The organism is Spiroplasma sp. DGKH1 (assembly GCF_040940205.1).
In the GTDB taxonomy this organism is placed as follows: domain Bacteria; phylum Bacillota_I; class Bacilli_A; order Mycoplasmatales; family Mycoplasmataceae; genus Spiroplasma.
On the sequence record NZ_JASTWG010000005.1, the window covers coordinates 56,782 to 76,512 of the forward strand.

The 19,731-nt window shown below is 31.9% G+C and carries 18 protein-coding genes; 17 read left to right on the plus strand and 1 reads right to left on the minus strand.

Features of this window, described 5'->3' with window-relative positions:
- Window positions 1–8 precede the first annotated feature (8 nt).
- The 10 genes from mnmG to QPK10_RS04855 are packed head-to-tail and all read left to right on the plus strand — an operon-like array spanning window position 9 to window position 8,466.
- The gene (gene mnmG, locus QPK10_RS04810; protein ID WP_368486869.1) at window positions 9–1,892 is read left to right on the plus strand and encodes a tRNA uridine-5-carboxymethylaminomethyl(34) synthesis enzyme MnmG; all 1,884 of its coding nucleotides are present in this window, start codon (window positions 9–11) and stop codon (window positions 1,890–1,892) included.
- A complete protein-coding gene (gene cysS, locus QPK10_RS04815) occupies window positions 1,892–3,214 on the plus strand; it encodes a cysteine--tRNA ligase (protein ID WP_368486870.1) in 1,323 nt (440 codons plus the stop codon). The genes mnmG and cysS overlap by 1 nt, the downstream gene beginning before the upstream one ends.
- A 1-nt stretch (window position 3,215) precedes the next feature.
- Complete coding sequence (gene trmFO, locus QPK10_RS04820) at window positions 3,216–4,538, plus strand: methylenetetrahydrofolate--tRNA-(uracil(54)-C(5))-methyltransferase (FADH(2)-oxidizing) TrmFO (protein ID WP_368486871.1); 1,323 nt, start codon at window positions 3,216–3,218, stop codon at window positions 4,536–4,538.
- Window positions 4,539–4,591: 53 nt separating this feature from the next.
- Entirely contained in the window at window positions 4,592–5,332 is a 741-nt protein-coding gene (rlmB, locus tag QPK10_RS04825) for a 23S rRNA (guanosine(2251)-2'-O)-methyltransferase RlmB (protein WP_368486872.1), read from the plus strand.
- Window positions 5,333–5,356: 24 nt separating this feature from the next.
- Window positions 5,357–5,944, plus strand: coding sequence for an RNA polymerase subunit sigma (locus QPK10_RS04830; protein WP_368486873.1), 588 nt, complete (start codon window positions 5,357–5,359; stop codon window positions 5,942–5,944).
- A 42-nt stretch (window positions 5,945–5,986) separates the two neighbouring features.
- The gene (gene rpmG, locus QPK10_RS04835) at window positions 5,987–6,136 is read left to right on the plus strand and encodes a 50S ribosomal protein L33 (RefSeq protein WP_073797335.1); all 150 of its coding nucleotides are present in this window, start codon (window positions 5,987–5,989) and stop codon (window positions 6,134–6,136) included.
- A gap of 10 nt (window positions 6,137–6,146) precedes the next feature.
- Window positions 6,147–6,611, plus strand: a complete 465-nt coding sequence (secE, locus tag QPK10_RS04840) for a preprotein translocase subunit SecE (RefSeq protein WP_368486874.1) — start codon at window positions 6,147–6,149, stop codon at window positions 6,609–6,611.
- A 34-nt stretch (window positions 6,612–6,645) separates the two neighbouring features.
- Window positions 6,646–7,269 carry a transcription termination/antitermination protein NusG gene (gene nusG / locus QPK10_RS04845; protein ID WP_368486875.1) on the plus strand — a complete coding sequence of 208 codons (624 nt, stop codon included), beginning with the start codon at window positions 6,646–6,648 and terminating at the stop codon, window positions 7,267–7,269.
- Between the two features lie 11 nt (window positions 7,270–7,280).
- On the plus strand, window positions 7,281–7,877 hold the full coding sequence (locus QPK10_RS04850; protein WP_368486876.1) for a DNA-3-methyladenine glycosylase: 597 nt from the start codon (window positions 7,281–7,283) through the stop codon (window positions 7,875–7,877).
- 19 nt (window positions 7,878–7,896) lie between these two features.
- The gene (locus QPK10_RS04855) at window positions 7,897–8,466 is read left to right on the plus strand and encodes an HNH endonuclease signature motif containing protein (protein WP_368486877.1); all 570 of its coding nucleotides are present in this window, start codon (window positions 7,897–7,899) and stop codon (window positions 8,464–8,466) included.
- Window positions 8,467–8,573: 107 nt separating this feature from the next.
- On the opposite strand, the gene QPK10_RS04860 is transcribed toward QPK10_RS04855, so the two are convergent.
- Window positions 8,574–9,074: an isochorismatase family protein gene (locus QPK10_RS04860; protein WP_368486878.1), complete on the minus strand. Its 501-nt coding sequence runs from the start codon at window positions 9,072–9,074 to the stop codon at window positions 8,574–8,576.
- 94 nt (window positions 9,075–9,168) lie between these two features.
- Between QPK10_RS04860 and rsmG the strand changes: the two genes are divergently transcribed.
- From rsmG to QPK10_RS04895, 7 genes are all read left to right on the plus strand, one after another.
- Window positions 9,169–9,867, plus strand: coding sequence for a 16S rRNA (guanine(527)-N(7))-methyltransferase RsmG (rsmG, locus tag QPK10_RS04865; protein ID WP_368486879.1), 699 nt, complete (start codon window positions 9,169–9,171; stop codon window positions 9,865–9,867).
- A gap of 64 nt (window positions 9,868–9,931) precedes the next feature.
- The gene (locus tag QPK10_RS04870) at window positions 9,932–10,702 is read left to right on the plus strand and encodes a ParA family protein (RefSeq protein ID WP_368486880.1); all 771 of its coding nucleotides are present in this window, start codon (window positions 9,932–9,934) and stop codon (window positions 10,700–10,702) included.
- Window positions 10,692–11,582 carry a ParB/RepB/Spo0J family partition protein gene (locus QPK10_RS04875; protein ID WP_368486881.1) on the plus strand — a complete coding sequence of 297 codons (891 nt, stop codon included), beginning with the start codon at window positions 10,692–10,694 and terminating at the stop codon, window positions 11,580–11,582. The genes QPK10_RS04870 and QPK10_RS04875 overlap by 11 nt, the downstream gene beginning before the upstream one ends.
- 15 nt (window positions 11,583–11,597) lie before the next feature.
- On the plus strand, window positions 11,598–12,698 hold the full coding sequence (gene ychF, locus QPK10_RS04880) for a redox-regulated ATPase YchF (protein WP_368486882.1): 1,101 nt from the start codon (window positions 11,598–11,600) through the stop codon (window positions 12,696–12,698).
- Between the two features lie 11 nt (window positions 12,699–12,709).
- Complete coding sequence (ispF, locus tag QPK10_RS04885; protein WP_368486883.1) at window positions 12,710–13,162, plus strand: 2-C-methyl-D-erythritol 2,4-cyclodiphosphate synthase; 453 nt, start codon at window positions 12,710–12,712, stop codon at window positions 13,160–13,162.
- Between the two features lie 127 nt (window positions 13,163–13,289).
- Complete coding sequence (locus QPK10_RS04890) at window positions 13,290–15,227, plus strand: lipoprotein (RefSeq protein WP_368486884.1); 1,938 nt, start codon at window positions 13,290–13,292, stop codon at window positions 15,225–15,227.
- Window positions 15,228–15,307: 80 nt separating this feature from the next.
- Window positions 15,308–19,708, plus strand: a complete 4,401-nt coding sequence (locus tag QPK10_RS04895; RefSeq protein ID WP_368486885.1) for an ABC transporter permease — start codon at window positions 15,308–15,310, stop codon at window positions 19,706–19,708.
- Window positions 19,709–19,731 lie beyond the last annotated feature (23 nt).

Below are 19,731 nucleotides of genomic sequence, written 5' to 3' on the forward strand. Positions count from 1 at the left end.
GAATAAAAATGAAAGAATATGATGTGATTGTCGTTGGTGGTGGTCATGCCGGGGTGGAAGCAGCTCTTGTTGCCAGCCGAATGGGTAAAAAAACTTTAATGGTAACTCTAAGCAAAGATAAAATTGCTAGTATGCCATGTAATCCTTCAATTGGTGGACCAGCCAAGGGGATTGTGGTCCGTGAAATTGATGCCATTGGTGGTGAAATGGCGAAAGCCGCTGATAAAACAGCCCTGCAGATGAAACTTTTAAATTCATCGCGTGGCCCTGCTGTTTGAGCTTTACGAGCCCAATCCGATAAAATTAAATATGGAAAATATATGCAAGATATTATTAGTAACCAAGCAAACTTGGATCTTTTAACATTGCCTGTTGATGAATTATTAGTTAATAACCAACAGCAATGTTATGGGGTTGTTGTTGGGGGAGAACAAATTATTGCGAAAGCTGTTATTTTAACGACGGGAACTTATATGGCATCAGTTGTTTTACGTGGACAAGAAAAAAAATCATCAGGACCAGATGGTGAAATTACGACAAATGGGATTTCCGAACAATTAGCTGCTTTAGGATTTCGCTTAATTCGTTTGAAAACTGGAACCCCAGCGCGAATTAAACGTGATTCAATTGATTTTAGCAAAACTCAACCAGAACCGGGAAGCGATATGCCCCTGGCATTTTCGTATTCAACAAAAGATTTTTTACCTTTTGCAAAACAAGAATTATGCTGGTTAATTCATTCCAATGATGAAACCCACCAGTTAGTTACGGAAAATTTAACAAAATCAGCAATGTATTCGGGTAATATTGTGGGGAGAGGGCCACGCTATTGTCCAAGTTTTGAAGATAAGATTACCCGTTTTCCTGATAAATCTCGTCACCAGATTTTTTTAGAACCTGAGTCAAAAGAATTAGATACAATTTATGTCCAAGGTTTTTCCACTTCAATGCCAATTGATATTCAAGATCAAATGTTAAGAACCCTTCCGGGGTTAGAAAACTGTGAAGTTGCTAAATGAGCTTATGCAATTGAATATGATGCAATTGATCCCACCCAAATGACACATACCTTAGAAAGTAAGTTAGTTGCTAACTTATATACTGCAGGGCAAATTAATGGAACCAGTGGTTATGAAGAAGCAGCTTGCCAAGGTTTAATGGCCGGAATTAATGCTTGTTTAAAAATTGATCACCAGGAACCTTTTATTTTACGTCGCGATGAAGCTTACATCGGGGTGTTAATTGATGATTTAGTGACTAAGGGTACTGAAGAACCATATCGGTTATTAACATCACGAGCTGAATATCGCCTCTTATTACGCAATGATAATGCTGAAGAGCGCTTGAAACATTATGCCAAAAAATTTGGTTTAATTAGTGATGAGGAATGGGCAGATTACCAAGCAAATGTCGCTAGTTATAATCGTGTTTACCAATTATTAAAAGAAACAATTTTTGATCACCAGTCACCAATTATTTTACAGTTAAAAAATGATGGGATTATTATTAATGAAAAAATTAGTGCTTATAATTTATTAAAACGTCCCGATATTAATATTAAATATCTTGAAGCAGCGATTAGTGCCTTAAAAAATTTACCATCATTCTTAAAACAAAACTTGCTAATTAATATTCGTTTTGAAGGTTATATTAAAAAAGAGCAAGAAATTGCTTTAAAAACAATTAAACTTGAAAATAAAAAAATCCCCACTGATCTTAATTATGATGAGGTTGATAATTTAGCCATTGAAGCACGCGAAAAATTAAAATTAATTAAGCCAATTTCAATTGGCCAAGCAAACCGAATTTCAGGAATTAATCCTTCTGATATTCAGATGTTATTATTTCATTTAAAAAAAATTAGTAAGGATAGAGATGGAAGTGATGCTTAATGATGAAATTATATAATAGTTTAACTCGCACCTTAAGCAATTTAGACCAACCCGTGGTTAACATCTATTCTTGTGGACCAACTGTTTATAATTATATTCACATTGGGAATGCCCGCCCGCTAATTACGGTTGATTTATTAATAAATTATTTAGAATTTAATAATGTAAAGGTTAACTTTTTGCAAAACTACACTGATATTGATGACAAAATTATTAACCAAGCGCTTTGTGATCAAAAAACGGAAAAGGAAGTTAGTGAATTTTTTATTGCGGCTTTTCAAGAAGACATTACCCGTTTGCAAGTTCGCAAAGCTGATCGCTATGTTCCAATTAGTATGCACATTGAAGATATTATTAATTTTATTGCTGCTTTAGTTGATAAAGGTGCGGCCTATGCTGTGGCAGGGAATGTTTATTTTGCGATTGATAAATACGAAACGGAATATGGCCGCTTATCCAATAAAGTTATCAGTGAATTAACATCGGGGGCTCGTATTGAAGTTGATCCGGCAAAAAGGAATCCCCTTGATTTTACTTTATGAAAAAAAACAACCACTGGCATCTTATTTGATTCACCGTGAGGAAAGGGCCGCCCGGGATGGCACACTGAATGTGCGCTCTTAATTGATTTATATTTTGATCATCAGACAATTAATATTCACACAGGAGGGATTGATTTAATTTTTCCCCACCATGAAAATGAACGAATTCAGTATTTAGCAAAGAACCAAAAAGAAATTGCTGATATTTGGTTACATAATGGTCATTTAAACTTAGATAATGAAAAAATGAGTAAGTCATTAGGAAATATTATTCCCTTACGCCAATATCTTGATGAGTATGGTGCAAATAGTTTGAAGTATTTAATGTATTCAACAAATTACGCCCAACCTTTAAATATAACAGATGATCTAATCCAGTATGCCATTAATGAAACCAACAAAATTTTTAATTTATTAAAAAATCTTAACCGTTATTTAGGACAACATAATTTACAGCTTAATTTAAAAGAGCGGGGGGAAAACTTAATATTAGCTAATGATCATTTAGCCAATAATTTAAATACTCCCAATGTTTTAACTGTCGTTAACAATTTAATGAAAACTCTTAACCACCAGTTAAAAGAAAACAACTTAGATTTAATAATGACAGGTGATTTTTATAACATTATTTTTAATCTCTTAAATTTTAATTTTAGATTGCCAAAAATAACTCCTGAAGTACTTGAATTATTAGCCCAATGGGAAACATATAAAAAAGAAAAAAAATATGATAAAGCTGATCAAATTAGAAGTCAGTTAATCCAAAAGGATATTATTTAAAATGAAAAATAAAAACATTAATGTTGTGGGAGCTGGTCTTGCCGGTTGTGAAATTGCTTACCAATTAGCTAAGCGTGGATTGCCGGTAAACCTTTACGAAGTAAAACAAGTTAAAAAGAATCCCGTCCAGAATTTAGATTCCTTTGCTGAATTGGTTTGTTCTAATTCTTTTCGTAGTAAGTCAGTAGAGAATGCGAGCGGGATTTTAAAAGAAGAATTAAAAATGTTAGATTCTTTAATTATTAAAGCAGCATTGACAAGTGCAATTCCAGCTGATGATGCTTTAGCAGTTGACCGTCAACTTTTTAGTAACTATGTAAGACAACAGTTAGTTAATAATCCCAATATTACTATCCATCATACGGAGTTTGAAACGATAAATCCGCGGGACATTACCATTATTGCTTCTGGCCCGTTAACAACTGAAAAGTTACAAGAAGAATTAACTAAAATTATTGGTAAAAAAGCATTATATTTTTATGATGCTTCCGCACCAATTATTACCAAAGAAAATATTGATTTTACAAAAGTTTATTATCAAGCTCGTCATAGTGCGGCAAAAGATTATCTAGTTTGTCCATTATCAGAACAAGAATTTAATTTATTGCACCAGGAGTTGGTTAGTGCTTCGACAGTAGCATTAAAAGAATTTGAGAAATATTTTAAGGGTTGCCAACCAATTGAAGTACTAGCCAAACAATCTAAGAAGTTATTATTAAACGGGCCAATGAGCCCCAATCATTTAGAAGATGACCATGGTAATTTGCCTTATGCTGTTGTACAACTACGAAAAGATAATTTAATTGATACTTTATATAATATTGTAGGATGACAAACAAATTTAACCTGACCCGAACAAAAAAGGATTATTAATAATTTTATTCCGGGGTTAGCGAAGGTAGATATTGTTCGTTATGGAGTGTTGCATAAAAATAACTATATTAATTCCCCAAAGTTATTAAACCAGTCATTACAATTAAAGAAAAATCCGAATATTTTCTTTGCTGGTCAAATTACTGGTGTTGAAGGTTATTTAGAATCAACAGCGAGTGGCTTATATTGTGCTCTGAATGTTTATCAATATTATCATCACCAAAAACCGCTGATCTTTCCCCCGACAACAGTATTAGGATCATTAATGAATTATGTTACTAATCCTCGGCAAAAAAATCTAAAGCCAATGAAAGCAAATATCGGGATCATTCCAGTACTAGGTCAATCTTATGATAGTAAGAAGGCGAAAAATCTCGCAATTTATGAGCGGGCAATGCAAGCATTAGCAACTTTAATTTCTGATAATAGCATCTTAAATCCTGCGCGTTAGTTGTATTATTAATATGTAATTTATGCATTTTTTGTTAAGAAAGGGTAAATATTATGCAAGAATATATGTATATTTATGGAATCAATGCTGTTAAAGAAAGTTTACTTAATAAGAATATTAAAATTAAATGTTTATATGTTAGTGAAAACAGTAAGTTAATAACAGAAATTATTACAATCGCTCACAAAGGACATGTTCCAGTTAAACAAGTTAGCAAACAAACTTTATTAAAATTAACAAATAGTGAAAAAACCCAAAATGTGGTGTTAGAAATTTATAAGCCACAATACTATTTGTTGGAAGAATTAGTAATGAAAGCACGTCAAAAACAATATCCGTTTTTACTAATTCTTGATCAAATTTTTGATCCCCATAATTTTGGGGCAATTTTACGAACTTGTGATATGTTTGGCGTTGATGGGGTTATCATTTTGGATAAACGTCAAGTTGAGTTAAATGCGACAGTGGCAAAAACATCAGCGGGAGGATTTAACTATGTTCCAATTTGTAAAGTTAATAATTTAACAAATGCAGTGGAATACTTAAAAAAACAAGGTTATTGAATTTATGCGACTAGTTTAAATGACAAGGCCCAACGAGTTGATAGTTTAGAATATGACACTCCGATTGCCTTAATTTTAGGGAATGAAGGGGAGGGAGTTAGTCAAAAATTATTACAACACGCTGATTTTAATATTTTTATTCCGACAAATGGCCATTTAGATTCCTTAAATGTATCAGTTGCCGCTGGAATTTTAATTTACCAAATTAAAAACTCCCAACAGCAACTATAAAATAGTAAGGAGGTATTATGAGAGATGAATGAATATGAATTATTATATTTATATCAAGATGAACATAATGAAAAAGCCCTCTTAAATTTATATAAAATTTATTGTCAAAAATTAGAAACTAGTAAACGGCGAACTTACCATAAATACTTTAGTTTGCCCGTGGAATTAGAAGATTTAGAAACAATTAAATATTTTTCAATTATGAAAAGCGCCCAGATTTATAATCCAACTTCAAAGAAAAAATTAAGTGATTTTATTGAACAAAGATTTATTTGAGATATCCATAATTATTTACGAAAGCATTTGAACAGCAAACATTATGTTCTGAATGGTTATTTAAAAATGTTGGGAACCACTAATTTTGACCAAGATAGTGCGGTGAATCTTGAACAAGATTTATTAGAAGCAGAAACCCTTATTTTAATTAAAGAATATTTGTTGACAGTCTTATCACCCCTTGAGAAAAAGGTTTTTCTTTTTTGGATAAGAGGATATAATATAAGAGTAATCTCACACGAATTAGGGTTAACATACCGCCAAGTTGATAATGCCCAACAACGGATTATGAAAAAAATTCGAGATTTTAGTAAAAATAATGCATCTTTGGTATAATTTTTGGTATTAATATACTATAATTAAATATGGTGAAATAAAATGCGCGAAAAAATCATATTAGTATGTTCAGAATGTTTAAATCGTAACTATATTACTTATAAAAACAAGTTAACTCATAAGGAACGTTTTGAAATTAAAAAGTTTTGTAAAACATGTAATAAGCATACAATTCATAAGGAAACACGGTAGGTGATAAAAGATGAGTAATAATAAGGATAAAAAACCAACAAAAGCTCCCAAAGAACCAAAAGTAAAAGCGGAAAAATTAACCAGAGCCGAACGTAAAGAACAACGTGCCCAATTAAAAGTTGAACGGGCTGCCGCAATGTTCCAAAAACGTAAAGCAAAAGAGGCCCCAATTAAAATTGGTAGCGTTAAGGAACCAACCGCAGTGGATGAAGCACCAACCGCGGAAAAACCTAAAAAAAGTTTTTTTAGTCGTAAAGGTGAAAAAAAAGATAAAGACCGGATTAATTGAAAATTAGCTTTCCGTGAATTTCCAGTAAAAATGGCAAAAGAAGTAAGCCGGATTCGCTGAGCACGGAAAGGTAGTCTCGGGAGAAAGTTTTTAATTACAATTCTTTTTATTATCGCATTTGCAGTATTTTTCTTCTGTCTAGATGAAATACTATCACATGTTTTAAAAGTCGCACATATTATTTAAAGAGAATAAAATAATTTAAAAAAGGGGTAAAACAATGAGTGAAAATAATTCAAATGTAACACAAACTAACCAACCAGAACTTGATGATATTAATAAGTATAAAGGGAAATGATATGTTATTAATAGTTATTCCGGACATGAAGATCGTGTGCGCGATGACTTAATCCAACGGGTAGAATCTTTGAATATGAAAGATGTTATTTTTGACATCCGCGTCGTCAAAGAAATTATTCCTCCAAAAGGAAAGGGCAAAAAACCAGTTGAAAAAAACCTTTATCCAGGTTATATCTTTATTAATATGATTATGAATGATGATGCTTGATATATTGTACGGAATACCACTGGTGTTACTGGGTTTATTGGGTCATCAGGGCGGGGAACAAAACCATTTCCGCTAACCGATCAAGAAGCGCGGACAATGTTAAGTAAAGCAACTTCTTTTAAAGAAGCCCAAACAAATAAAAAAGTTAAAAAGGTTTATGTTGCTAATTTTGAAGTTAATGATTATGTAAAAATCATTGCTGGTCCGTTTACTGATATGGAAGGACAAGTTACAAAATTAGATACCACAAAGGGAATGGCAACTGTTAATTTAGAAATGTTTGGACGCTTAACACCAACTGAAATTCCTTTTGATCAATGTGAACCAATTAAATAGTATTTAGCCCCATGCCAAATTTACAACAAAGAATTACTGACCCCCAGTTTTTTGCTAAGAATGCCATTACTGTTGCCCAAAGTTTATTAAATAAGTATTTGGTGCGGATTATTGATGGCAAAAAAATTATTGCGCGTATTGTCGAAGTTGAAGCCTATGATGGTCCAACCGATGATGCTAATCATGCTTTTAATAATAAAAGGACAGCTCGCAACGAAACATTATTTTGAAAAGGCGGGTTTGTTCATATTTTTATTATTTATGGGATGTATTATTGTTTAAATTTTGTTTGTGACCAGGAAAATTACCCCAGTGCGGTTTTAATTCGCGCTTGTGAAATTATTAGTGATGAACGTCAGGAACTTTTTCAACCTAACTTTAAACTAGCTAATGGTCCCGGAAAAGTATGTCGCTATTTAAAGATTGATAAAACTAATGATGGGTTAGATTTATTAACGAATGATGAATTATTTTTACTAGATAATGAAGAATTGCCACCAAGCGCAATTGTAACAACGCCCCGGATTAATGTTGATTATGCTATTGTGGCAAAAGATCATTTATACCGGTTTTATATTAAAAATAATCCCGCCATATCAAAGAAATAAATAATAAAAAGGTGAAACAATGAGTACAGAGAAAAATGAAATATGAAAAGTCCATCCTGATTTTCCTCACTTGGAATTTAGTAACTTAGGACGAATTCGGAACAGTCAAACGAAACAAATTAAAGAATTAAAAAAACCGAAAAATACTAACTATTTTTTAATTCGCCGTCGGGTTGATAATAAAACAAAAACAAAACCACTCCATCGTATTTTAGTTGAACTATTTATTGGTCAAGTTCCCCATAATATGACTGTTGATCATATTAACGGAAACCCCCGTGATAACCGGGTGGAAAATTTGGAAATTGTTTCACGGAAAGAAAACACCGTTCGGCAAATTAAAATGTGGTCTCATCCGCATAGTTTTTATGACCGCCAGTTAATCCAAGCCCATAATGAAAAAAGATGGTTATATAAAGATACCCTTTATAATTGAATTGATTTATTAAAACTGCTTTATCGCCAAAATATTATTTATTATCAAGTTCGGTGAAGAAGCAGTAAAGAGGGAAGAATTGGTTATTTGCCAAATGGCGAAGTAATTAAGCGAGTTAAATTTAAAGAAATGGAAGAATTACTTGATGAGTAATTTCCGCAAAAAATTTAATCTTAATAATCACCACTAATTTAAATATTAGTGGTTTTTATATTTAGTACTTTTAAAAATAAAAAAAAGAATAATTAACATTATTCCTTTTAAAACTTTACGTGGTTATCAATTCCGACACAAAGATTTAAGTCAACATAACCATGGTAACCTAATTTAATTGCATCAACTAAAGTTGCGGAGACACAAACATCCAGAGCCACTCCAACAATACAAAGGTCAGTGACATCGTGCGCTTTTAAATATTCATCTAATCCGTTGCTAGTATGATCATCATCAAAGAAACCACTATAACTATCGGCATTTAACTTTGTTCCTTTTAAAATAATTTTGTCAAAACTACTTTCTGCTAAATTATATAATTCACTACCCTTACTATTTTGAATACAATGGGGCGGTCAGATTTCAAATGAGCAATGGTGTGCCGGGTGTCAGTCTTTTGTGGCAATGACTAAGTCATTATTATTTTTATATTCGTTAATTAATGCTAATAATGGTTTTTGCAGTTTTTCTCCATCTTTAACATATAATGACCCGCTCGGATCAACAAAATCATATTGGTAATCAATAACTATTAAGGCCTTTTTCATTTTTATTTACTCCTTTATTTATTAATATTATTATGATAACACTAGAAATTGATATAATAAATAATAAAGGAATAAATAGTAAGGAAACTGCAAGATGATTGAAATAATTACAAATGTTCTGCCCAATTTAATAATTAGTGAGGACCAACAAAACCAGTTAAAAATTTATTATGACTATTTAATTGCCCAAAATAAAGTAATGAATTTAACTGCCATTACCGATGAAGAAGAAGTATATTATAAACATTTTTTAGATTCATTATTATTATTAAAACATTATCAAATTAGTGAAAATAGTAATATTTGTGATGTGGGAAGTGGGGCTGGTTTTCCGGGAATTGTGTTAAAAATTATTAATCCTCATTTTAAGTTAACTATTATTGAAGCGTTAGCAAAACGCTGTAAGTTTTTAACTAACTTAGTTACTAAACTTAATTTAACTAATGTTACTATTATTCATGCTCGAGCTGAAGAATATAGTTACGATCATCCTGAAACATTTGATATTATTCTTTCGCGAGCAGTTGCTAACTTAGGAATGTTATTAGAATTAACTGTGCGATTAGCAAAAGTTGGTGGTTTGTTAATTTGTTATAAAGGTGCTAATATAAAAGCAGAATTAGCTGCTAGTCAAAAAACAATTGCGGTTTTAGGGTTAGAACTAATTGATTTACAATATGAAAATATTGACCACTTAGGCGAACGAAATATTTGTTATTTTAAAAAACGTCAACCAACTAATAGTAAATACCCCCGCCATTTTAGTCAAATAAAAAAATCACCAATTGGTTAAAGTGTTATATAATATAATTGAATATTTTATTATTAAATTAGATAGAAAAGAGGATAGGAATTAGATGGGAAAAATCATTGCGGTTACTAATCAAAAGGGTGGCGTTGGAAAAACAACAACTTCGATTAATTTAGCAGCTGGCTTGGCGTTACATGGTAAAAAAATACTATTAATTGATATTGATCCCCAGGGGAATGCAACAACGGGGATTGGAACCAATAAAGATGATATTTCAGAAAGTATGTATGATGTCTTAATTGGGCAAGTACCATTGAAAAATATTATTATTCCAAATATTATTCCGAATGTTGATTTGGCTCCCGCGACAATTTCCTTAGCCGGAGCGGATATTTATTTAATGGAACAATCAGAAGATAGTCAAAGTTTATTATTAGACCGCATTAAACCAGTGCGTGATAATTATGATTTTATTTTAATTGATTGTCCCCCCTCATTAGGATTAATTAACCGGAATGCCTTAGGTTGTGCTGATTCCGTTTTGATTCCTATCCAAGCCGAATACTATGCGTTAGAAGGATTAGCCCAGTTATTAAGTTCAATTCGGTTTGTTCAAAAAATGTTTAATAAGAATTTAACAATTGAAGGAATTGTCTTAACAATGTTTGATTCCCGCACCAAACTATCTTTTGAAGTAATGAGTGAAGTTAAAAAATATTTTAATGAAAAGGTATATAAGACTTATATTCCCCGCAATATTAAAATTAGTGAATCACCATCCCACGGGTTAAGTATTTTTGATTATGATAAGGGCGGCGCTGGTGCAATTGCTTATCGGGAATTAACAAAGGAGGTTTTAGCAAATAATGGCAACTAAAAGCAGATTAAGTTCAAAAGGTTTAGATAAAATCTTTGGTGAAGGTATTAATGATGTAATTAAAGAAATTGAAAATAATGAAGAATTAAAAGAAACAGCTAGTGAAATTAAGTTAGCAGAAATTCTGCCTAATCCTCACCAACCCCGCAAGGTTTTTAAGGAAGAGGAATTGCAAGAGTTATCAACTTCAATTAAAAAACACGGAGTTATTCAACCAGTAATTGTTAAAAAAACAACAAATGGTTATTATTTAGTCGCGGGAGAACGTCGTACCCGTGCGGCAAAACTAGCTGGTTTAACCACAGTTCCGGCAATAGTTGTTGATTTTGATGATCAGCAAATGAAAGAAGTTGCGTTAGTAGAAAACATTCAACGTGTTGATTTAAATGCCATTGAAGAAGCTAATGCCTATAAAGAATTGTTAGATTTATTAGATATTACCCAAGAAGAATTAGCAAACCGAATTGGTAAGTCACGTAGTCATATTGCCAATACAATGCGGTTATTAAATTTACCAAAAGAATTGCAAGCCGATGTCTTAGAAGGAAAATTAACAATGGGGCAAGTAAAACCATTAGTAAGTTTACAAGCAGATGTTAGTGAAGTTAAAAAAATTGCTCACCAAATTATTAAAGATAATATGAATGCCCGCCAAGTTGAAGAATTAGTTAAACGTTATAATAATGGGGATAATATTAGTATTAAACTAAAACCGGTTAAAAAACCGGAACAACGAACAATTAATGAATTCTTAGAAAATAAAATTATGCGGAAATTAGGAACCAAAGTAATTATTGATAAGGATAAAATTATTATTAATTACTTAGGAGTTAAAGATTTGAACCGGATTCTTGAAATTTTAGGTTTAACAGATGAATAGAAAGCGAGTATTACTATGCCGTTAAAAGTAGGAATCGTTGGTTTACCAAATGTTGGTAAATCAACATTATTTAATGCGATTACTAATTCCCAAGTTGAAGCAGCCAATTATCCGTTTGCGACAATTAACCCAAATGTCGGGGTGGTCGAAGTGCCTGATGAACGAATGCAGCATTTAATTGAAATCTTCCAACCCCACAAAGCAATTTATACAACCTTTGAATTTTATGATATTGCTGGGTTAATTGCCGGAGCTAGCAAGGGTGAAGGGTTAGGAAATGCTTTCTTAGCTAATATTCGTGATACCGATGCCATCTGTATGGTTGTTCGTTGTTTTGAAAACAAAGATATTACCCATGTTGAAGGAAGCATTGATCCGCTCCGTGATATTGAAATTATTAACTTAGAATTAATTATTGCAGACCAAGAACAAATTGAAAAACGGATTAATAAAATTGCTAAACGGGCCCAAACCTTAAAGCAAAAAGATGATGTTTTTGAATATGAACTTTTGCAAAAACTAGACCAGCAGTTAGCCGCAAATAAATTATTAAAAGATTTAGTGTTAACTCCCGAAGAACACAAAGCAATTAAAAATTTTAATCTCCTAACAATTAAACCTTTTATTTATGTCGCAAATATTGCCGAAACTGATTTACAAACAAAAACCAACCCATATGTTGAAAAAGTGCAACAGTATGCTAAGGACAATAATATTGAAGTTGTGACGATTTGTGCCCAAGTTGAACAAGAGTTATCAACTTTAAATGAGGAAGAAAAAACAATTTTTATGGCAGAATATGGGATTCAAGAGTCCGGATTAAGCCAGTTAATTAAAAAATCTTATGCGTTGTTAGGTTTACAAACTTTCTTTACCGCTGGAAAACAAGAAGTTCGCGCTTGAACTTTCAAAAAAGGGGCAACAGCTCCTGAATGTGCTGGAATTATTCATACTGATTTTGAAAAAGGTTTTATTAAAGCAGATATTTATGCTTACCAAGATTTAATTACTTATGGTAGTGAAAAAGCAGTAAAAGAAAATGGTAAAATGCGCAGTGAAGGAAAGACTTACATTATGCAAGATGGTGATATTTGTTTCTTCAAATTTAATGTTTAGGAGTGGTTTTTATGCGAGTTGGTAATAGTTATGATTTACATAATTTAATTCCCGGAGAATTTATTTACTTGGGAGGGGTAAAAATTCCTTGTCAATATCAAGTTCAAGCAATTTCAGATGGCGATATTTTATTACATACCATTAGTGAAGCTATTATTGGTGCCTTAGGGTTAGGTGATTTAGGAGAATGGTTTGATGAAACTAATGTGGGATTATCTTCCCAAGTTATTCTGACCAAAGCACTGCAATTATTAAAGGACCAAAACTACGAAATTGCTAATGTTGATAGTACTATTATTGTTGATAGACCCAAACTGCAACCCCATAAAAAAAATATCAAAGATAATTTAGTGAAGTTATTAAATGTAAATTCAAGTCAAGTTAATATTAAAGCAACAACTTCTGAACAAAATTTTCCTAGTATTATTCAAACTTATACAACAGTGTTATTAATTAAAAAATAATATTAAAATTTTTTTAAAAGTTTACCAATTATTTCAAAATTTCTTAAAAAACTAGCAAGAGATACCTTGCTTTTTTTTTTTTTTTTGGAATAATGAAGTTGTTTAGCGAAAAAGTGAGGGGAAGAAAATGAAAAAATTATTAAGTATTTTAGGCTCGCTTTCTTTAATTGGGACTTCAGCGGTTTCTGTTGTTGCTTGTTCTGGTACTAGTGGTAGTGATACAGACGCTTTATTAGAAGAAGCCTTAACAAGTACCAAAAGTTTATCAAAATTAATGATTATGAGCCGTCATGAAAATTTAAATTTAACACAAGCGGGGGCTAATTCATTTATTAGTCATGATAGTGTTAATAATGCATTAAGTAACGGGGGAATTAATCTAGGGGATAACCATGGTTTTATTAAGTTAGATACTTTATATAACCAATGAAAAAATTGATTTGCAACCGCAAGTCAAGATGAATTTAAGGATTTAGGAGATTTCATTCAAAAAGATGATCCCGAAACAATGGACCAGTTTTATTGATTAAATGGTGATTCGTCTAATTTAAATACGGGAGGAATCAATAGTTTAGATTCTAATTTATATACTAACTCAACCACTGTTAATAATGGTTTAAGCAATATGGATACAGTATTAAAATTATTTGATAAAAATTCACTAGATAGTATGGTTAAATTATTATCAACTTTTTTACCAACAACAAAAACTGAAGGACAAGGGCCATATGGTTCAGGAAACCTTAATATGATTTATAAAGATTATGCGGTGGGGATTATCGTCAATGGAGTTCAAGGAATGTTTTTGAATGCTGTGTATAAAGTTGCTGCAAATGGTGACGGAAGACAAAAGGCCACTGCTTTATATGGTCAGGACCTTTATACTAAGTTATTTGGTAATCCAGATAATAATTCAATTGTAGATGATGATGGAAATAAAGCCCTTTGAAATAAAAGTGATACAAAAAAAATTGGTGATGACACCGGATTATTTGGACAAACTATTAAAGATCAAATTGCCTTAGTTAAACCTAATCTTGATCCATCAACTGCTCACGATGATGATTTCTTTGGATCAGACTATGCTGTTTGGCAAGATGGTGTAAAAAAAATCTTAAAAGATAGTACAACATTATTAGGAATTGCAATGGCTGCTGCACATGCTAAACCTGCGCAGTTTGATGAATTTATGCATTTAACAGATAATGATCCCGGAATTAAAGCGATGGAACTAGGGATGCAAATAAAATTACATATTAATTTAAAATTTAGTGATGTTAATTATAAATTATTTTTATCAGGAATAAACCAATTTTTAACTTCCTTAGTTAATTTTGAAGGTGATGATACAAGCTGAGATGCTTTAGGCAATGATAGTAATTACAAATGAACGACAATTGATAAATTACACCACGCAACGTTAGGAAAAGATGAAACTGGAGCTTATGATAAATTTTGAGCTTCAAATAACAATACTAATTATCGTGATGAAGTAAATCAAATAATGGGTTATGATCCTAGCGGAACATCACCAACTGGATTTGTTAAAAATTCATTATATGATGTTTTATATTCATGAGGACACGATAACAATGGTGACATGTATAATGCTTTATACGGTCCGGAGGGTGCCTTTGCCAAAGGATTAATTGATTTTAACAAATCAGCTGATTTTGTCTATGATAATTTATATGGACCATGGTTAGATGACAATAAATATTGAACATATGAAAATATCAAACATCAATATGATGCAACAGGAAAATTAGCAGCAGTCTCATTTGATATTGAATACCATGGGTTAGGAGATTTATCAACAAATCTTGATGCCCATAAACAAGCTGTTGATTTAGATAAATTAAAAAATGATGAACAATATCGTGCTAGTTGAAACGGAACTGGATTATATTTTGATCCAGCTGACCCTAGCAAAGTTCTATACGGACAAGTAAAAAATAAATACCATGTTGAGTGAACAAACATTGGAACTTCAGTTCTTAATGATATGATGTTAACTGATATGAAATGATACCAACCAAATGGTGTTGATTATTATTACTTGTAATTTAATAGGGTAGAAAAACATTATTCAGTTTATGAAGAATAAAAAAGGATAATGTTTTTCTTAGGTAGGAAGAAGATAATATGAAAAAGAATTTTTTGTTAATTAAGCAAAATTTACTAAGCGCTTTAAAAAGTAAAATTCAATTTATTGTTCTTTTCGTGCTCCTTTTTTTATCTTCTTTAATTATTGCCTTATTTTCTTCTACAATTGACCGGTTAAATAAAGCAAATGCTTTTTTAGACCCAACCAGTGCGGAGTATGATTATTCGTATGCTTTTGAATCGCGTGATACCAATAAAGCAAACTTACAATCATTTACCCCGCTTTTTGCCCTTAGTGATAACTATGTCTCATATAATGATTTACAAGATCATGTTTTTTCGTTTCCAACTTTAACAATTGGGGGTAAGGATAGTGCGTTACGAGCTTTAACAACCAGTGATTATCTTATTACTGTTGATAGTACTAACCACGCCATCTTAACATGAACATCAAAAAACCAATTTTATAATTTTAATTATAATGGTGCTGATTTTAAAAACTCCCTAATTGGTCAGTTATATTCTAAAGCCAAAGCTAGTTTTGATGGGGCTTATCAACAGGAAGTTAACGCTAGTATTGCTAACTATCTTTTATTTTTAACGCACACTAAAATTACCGATAATATTAATCAGATGTTAACTGGTTTAATTAACTATAATTTAAATAAAGCCGTTAATCCATGAACAAAAGATAATGTTAATGCCAAGTTTAAAGATTGAGTAAATTATAATGGTACTGGTACGCAATGAAATCAACACATTGATATTAACCATCCTACTAATATTGCTGTCATTAAAGAAGACCAAACCAAAGCGAATCCCATTATTAGTAATGATTTTTTTGAACAAGGTTTAAATGGGAATTTGGGCAGTGTTTATCAATATGAATATTATGATAATGGTAGTGGGAACTGAAAAAATGGCTATAGTTATTTTTATGGGGGTAGTATTTTAACTTCCACACAATTTAAGGATCCCTCAGCGCCCGAAAATTATGGTTCGTTAACAATTGGGAGTTTATATGATAGTAGTTATTATCTTTTCAATAGTAGTTTTCGTGGGCACACAAACTTAGAATTTTTCCAACTTTATAATAAGTTATTAGGATTAAATGCGGGTTTTAATGTTTTTGACCGCCGCGAGTTCATTACTTGGGATACCAAAAATAATGTCAAGTTTAAATTAGTTGATAAAAATAGTGTTAATTTAAAAATCTTTCGCTCATTACCAAGTTATAATCCCAACTTTTGACGCTATGTGGTAATTACGCCGGGCTATGCCAAAAAACATCATTTACAATTAGGTGATCATATTAGTGTTAATAATTATCAACAGGACCAGGATTTAGTAATTGGGGCGTTTGGAAGTGACTCGCAAAATGGTTATCCAACAATTTACGATGTTGATGTGTTACCAAATGCTAATAGTGAAGCGACAATTTATGTTACTTCTGATGTTTTTGCCAATGACAAATTAGGTAATCCAACAACAACATCAGAAACTTCCCGGGTATTTTTAAAAGCAATTACTAATAATAGTAATATTAATCTGTTTCAACAGCATTTCACTGATGAATATAACAATATTTTAAAAAACTATCTAGGGATTAAAAACAATACTCCGGTGGCAAGTCAACTAAAGATTCAAAGCAAAGATGAAGGACCAAAAATTTATAATCGTTATCAAATGTTGGGAAATGTAATTCATATTTTTACCATTGTTACAACGGCCATTATTATTTTCTTTGGAGTTATTGTGTTATTTGCCTTATGAATAATTATTAAAAAACAAATTGAAAAAGAAAAAAATAAAATTGGAATTTTAAAATCATTAGGTTATAACCAAGTTCAAATTGCATTGGCGTATTCTTTTTATCCCTTAATTCCAATTATTGTCGGTGTTATTTTTGGTTGGGTAATTGGGTTAGTATTGCAAATTCCGATTATTGGGGTTTTTAGTAATTTCTTTACCTTGCCAAGCCAGTTTAATGCTTATTATCCATCATTATTTTATAGTTTACTTGGTTTTCTAGTCCTATGTAGTCTAGTATGTTTCTTTATTTCACTGCGAATGATTTCCATTAATACCTTAGATTTAATTAACTTTAATAAAAATTTACGTCCTAATTCGTTAATTTTAAAACTAAGAGCAAATTTACCATTAAAACGATTTAATACGAAATTTAAATTTTCAATTGCGGCAGTTTCGGTTAAAAAAATTGTGATGATTTTTGGCACAATGTTAATTGCCACTTTTGCAATTACGATGGCAATTGCTTTGCCAGTAACTGGTTCTTCAATTGTCCGTGATTATTATAAGTATTGGAATTTTAAAAACGAAACCGATTATGAAGCGCCGATTCCCAATTCACCAATTACGCGTTATGATGTTTACCAATGACAAGGAGTAGGGCACGGTAATAGTATTGATTATCCCTTAGCAAACAACGGAGTGATTCCTAAGTATTATCATTCAATCGGTAATCCAACATGACGAGAAACTAGCAAAATTAATACCAATGAATATGATCCAACCATTGATAAAGGTGGTAATTACCCCAGTGAACTTATTAATATGCTAGGGTATAACTTACTAGCCTTTCGGGGCGCTAATATTTCCATTGGATCATTACAAAAAATTTTAGATGATTATCGTGACCCAACTACCGGAAAACCAGATGACCAAATCCAGTTTATGGTTGATAATGTTGCTTGTACAGTTTTACCCAAAATTGCCGGAATTAACCATAGTTTAGTTGGTGATTGAAAATCATGTATTCAACAAACGGTGAGTGCCTTAGCCCCCGCTTATTTAATGGAATATTGGAATAAATCAGTTGAACGTCAAAATGAGTTTACAATTGCTGCGCAAACCGTGCCCTATGATCAAGCAAATGATGAGTTCTTCACAAAATTTACTTCAACTGTGCAATTAAACAACCAAGCGGTAGGGATTGCAACATATGGGATTAATCCAAATAGTCGGATGATTACTTTTAATAAGGATTTATTACAACAAGATAAATATCAAAATAATACAATTCCAATTTTAATCAATCAGGCTTTTGAAAAACGTTATAACTATCATGTTAATGATATTATTAGGGCCCAACCAAACGTTGATATTCTAACTTATACAAATACCTTAGGCCAAGCAGTTCCAATTGATCCGACCTGGTGAGTTTATAATGATACTTTAGACAATGACCACGGTATTGATTCGTATGATCCGAGCAAGGATATTCCCCTCGACCAAATTGATTTTAGCCACCTAAGTTATGGAAATTCTGATTTAGTTAAATATAACGGGGTAACTAATCCTAGCCGTTATACGGCCTTAGAATATGGCTATTATGATCCTACCTATACTGATAGTAGTGGAAATCACGTTCGCCCATATTATTTAATGAAAAATATTTTATTAAAATTACCAGCAACGGGGGTCAATGGGATTGACCTCAATAAAGTTATTGTGAATGACAAAAATCCGTCGGGCAATCCGTTCCCCTCGTTAATTGATGGCAAATACGGGGTTGTTCGTACCCGTGATAATAGTTATGTTATCCGTCCTTTTGATTGAAATTATAGTGTTATTGCAATTACTAGTGTGCAACAAGTATTTGGTGACGCTGGAATTCCAACCCAATGATATACCGAAGCATTTAAAACCGGATTGTTAAAGATTGCGAATGCCAATGATTTAGCAAGTAATCCTTATCAAAAGAAAGTTAATTATCAGGTCGTTGGTGTTCAAAATTCTTATGAAAAGCCATTAATTTATTTAAATCAAAATATTGCCAACCAGTTATTAGGTTATGCCACAACTTATCACCAGGATCTGGGGATTCCCACTTATTTTAATGGGAAATTTACCTTTGACTCCGAACCAACTGACCAAACAACCAGATTAGGGTTAGCTTCCATAACTGGGGGATATGATATTAATAATTTTAATGATAACTTTAACTGAATGGTCAAGGATAATAATATGATTAGTACAAAAATTGATATTTTAGACCGGGTTGCTCTAATTGCCTTAATGTTAGGAATTGCCTTTATCTTAATTATTATTTTTGCCGCAATTGCGATTGTTACTATGATTACTAATTTATTTGTTAACCAGTTTAGTAAGATGATGGCCTTATTGCGGATTCAAGGATATACCAACCGGGAAATAAACTCCTTTACCTTAGGGTTATTTACCCCAATTGTGGTGATTGCTCTTATCCTTGGTTTTGTTGCCGGCTGGTTTGCCATTGTCGGGGGAATTAATATTTTTGAAAATGCCCATCTGCTTGTGCTCCCTTATTCATTTACTTGGTATTTAATTATTATTGTCTTATGTACAATTGCCATCATTTATTTAGTAACTTATCTGTTATCGGCCCATAGTTTACGAAAAATGCACATCCAAGAGCAAGTTGCCTTATTGGATGAATAGAAATTACGAGGATTAATTCGTAA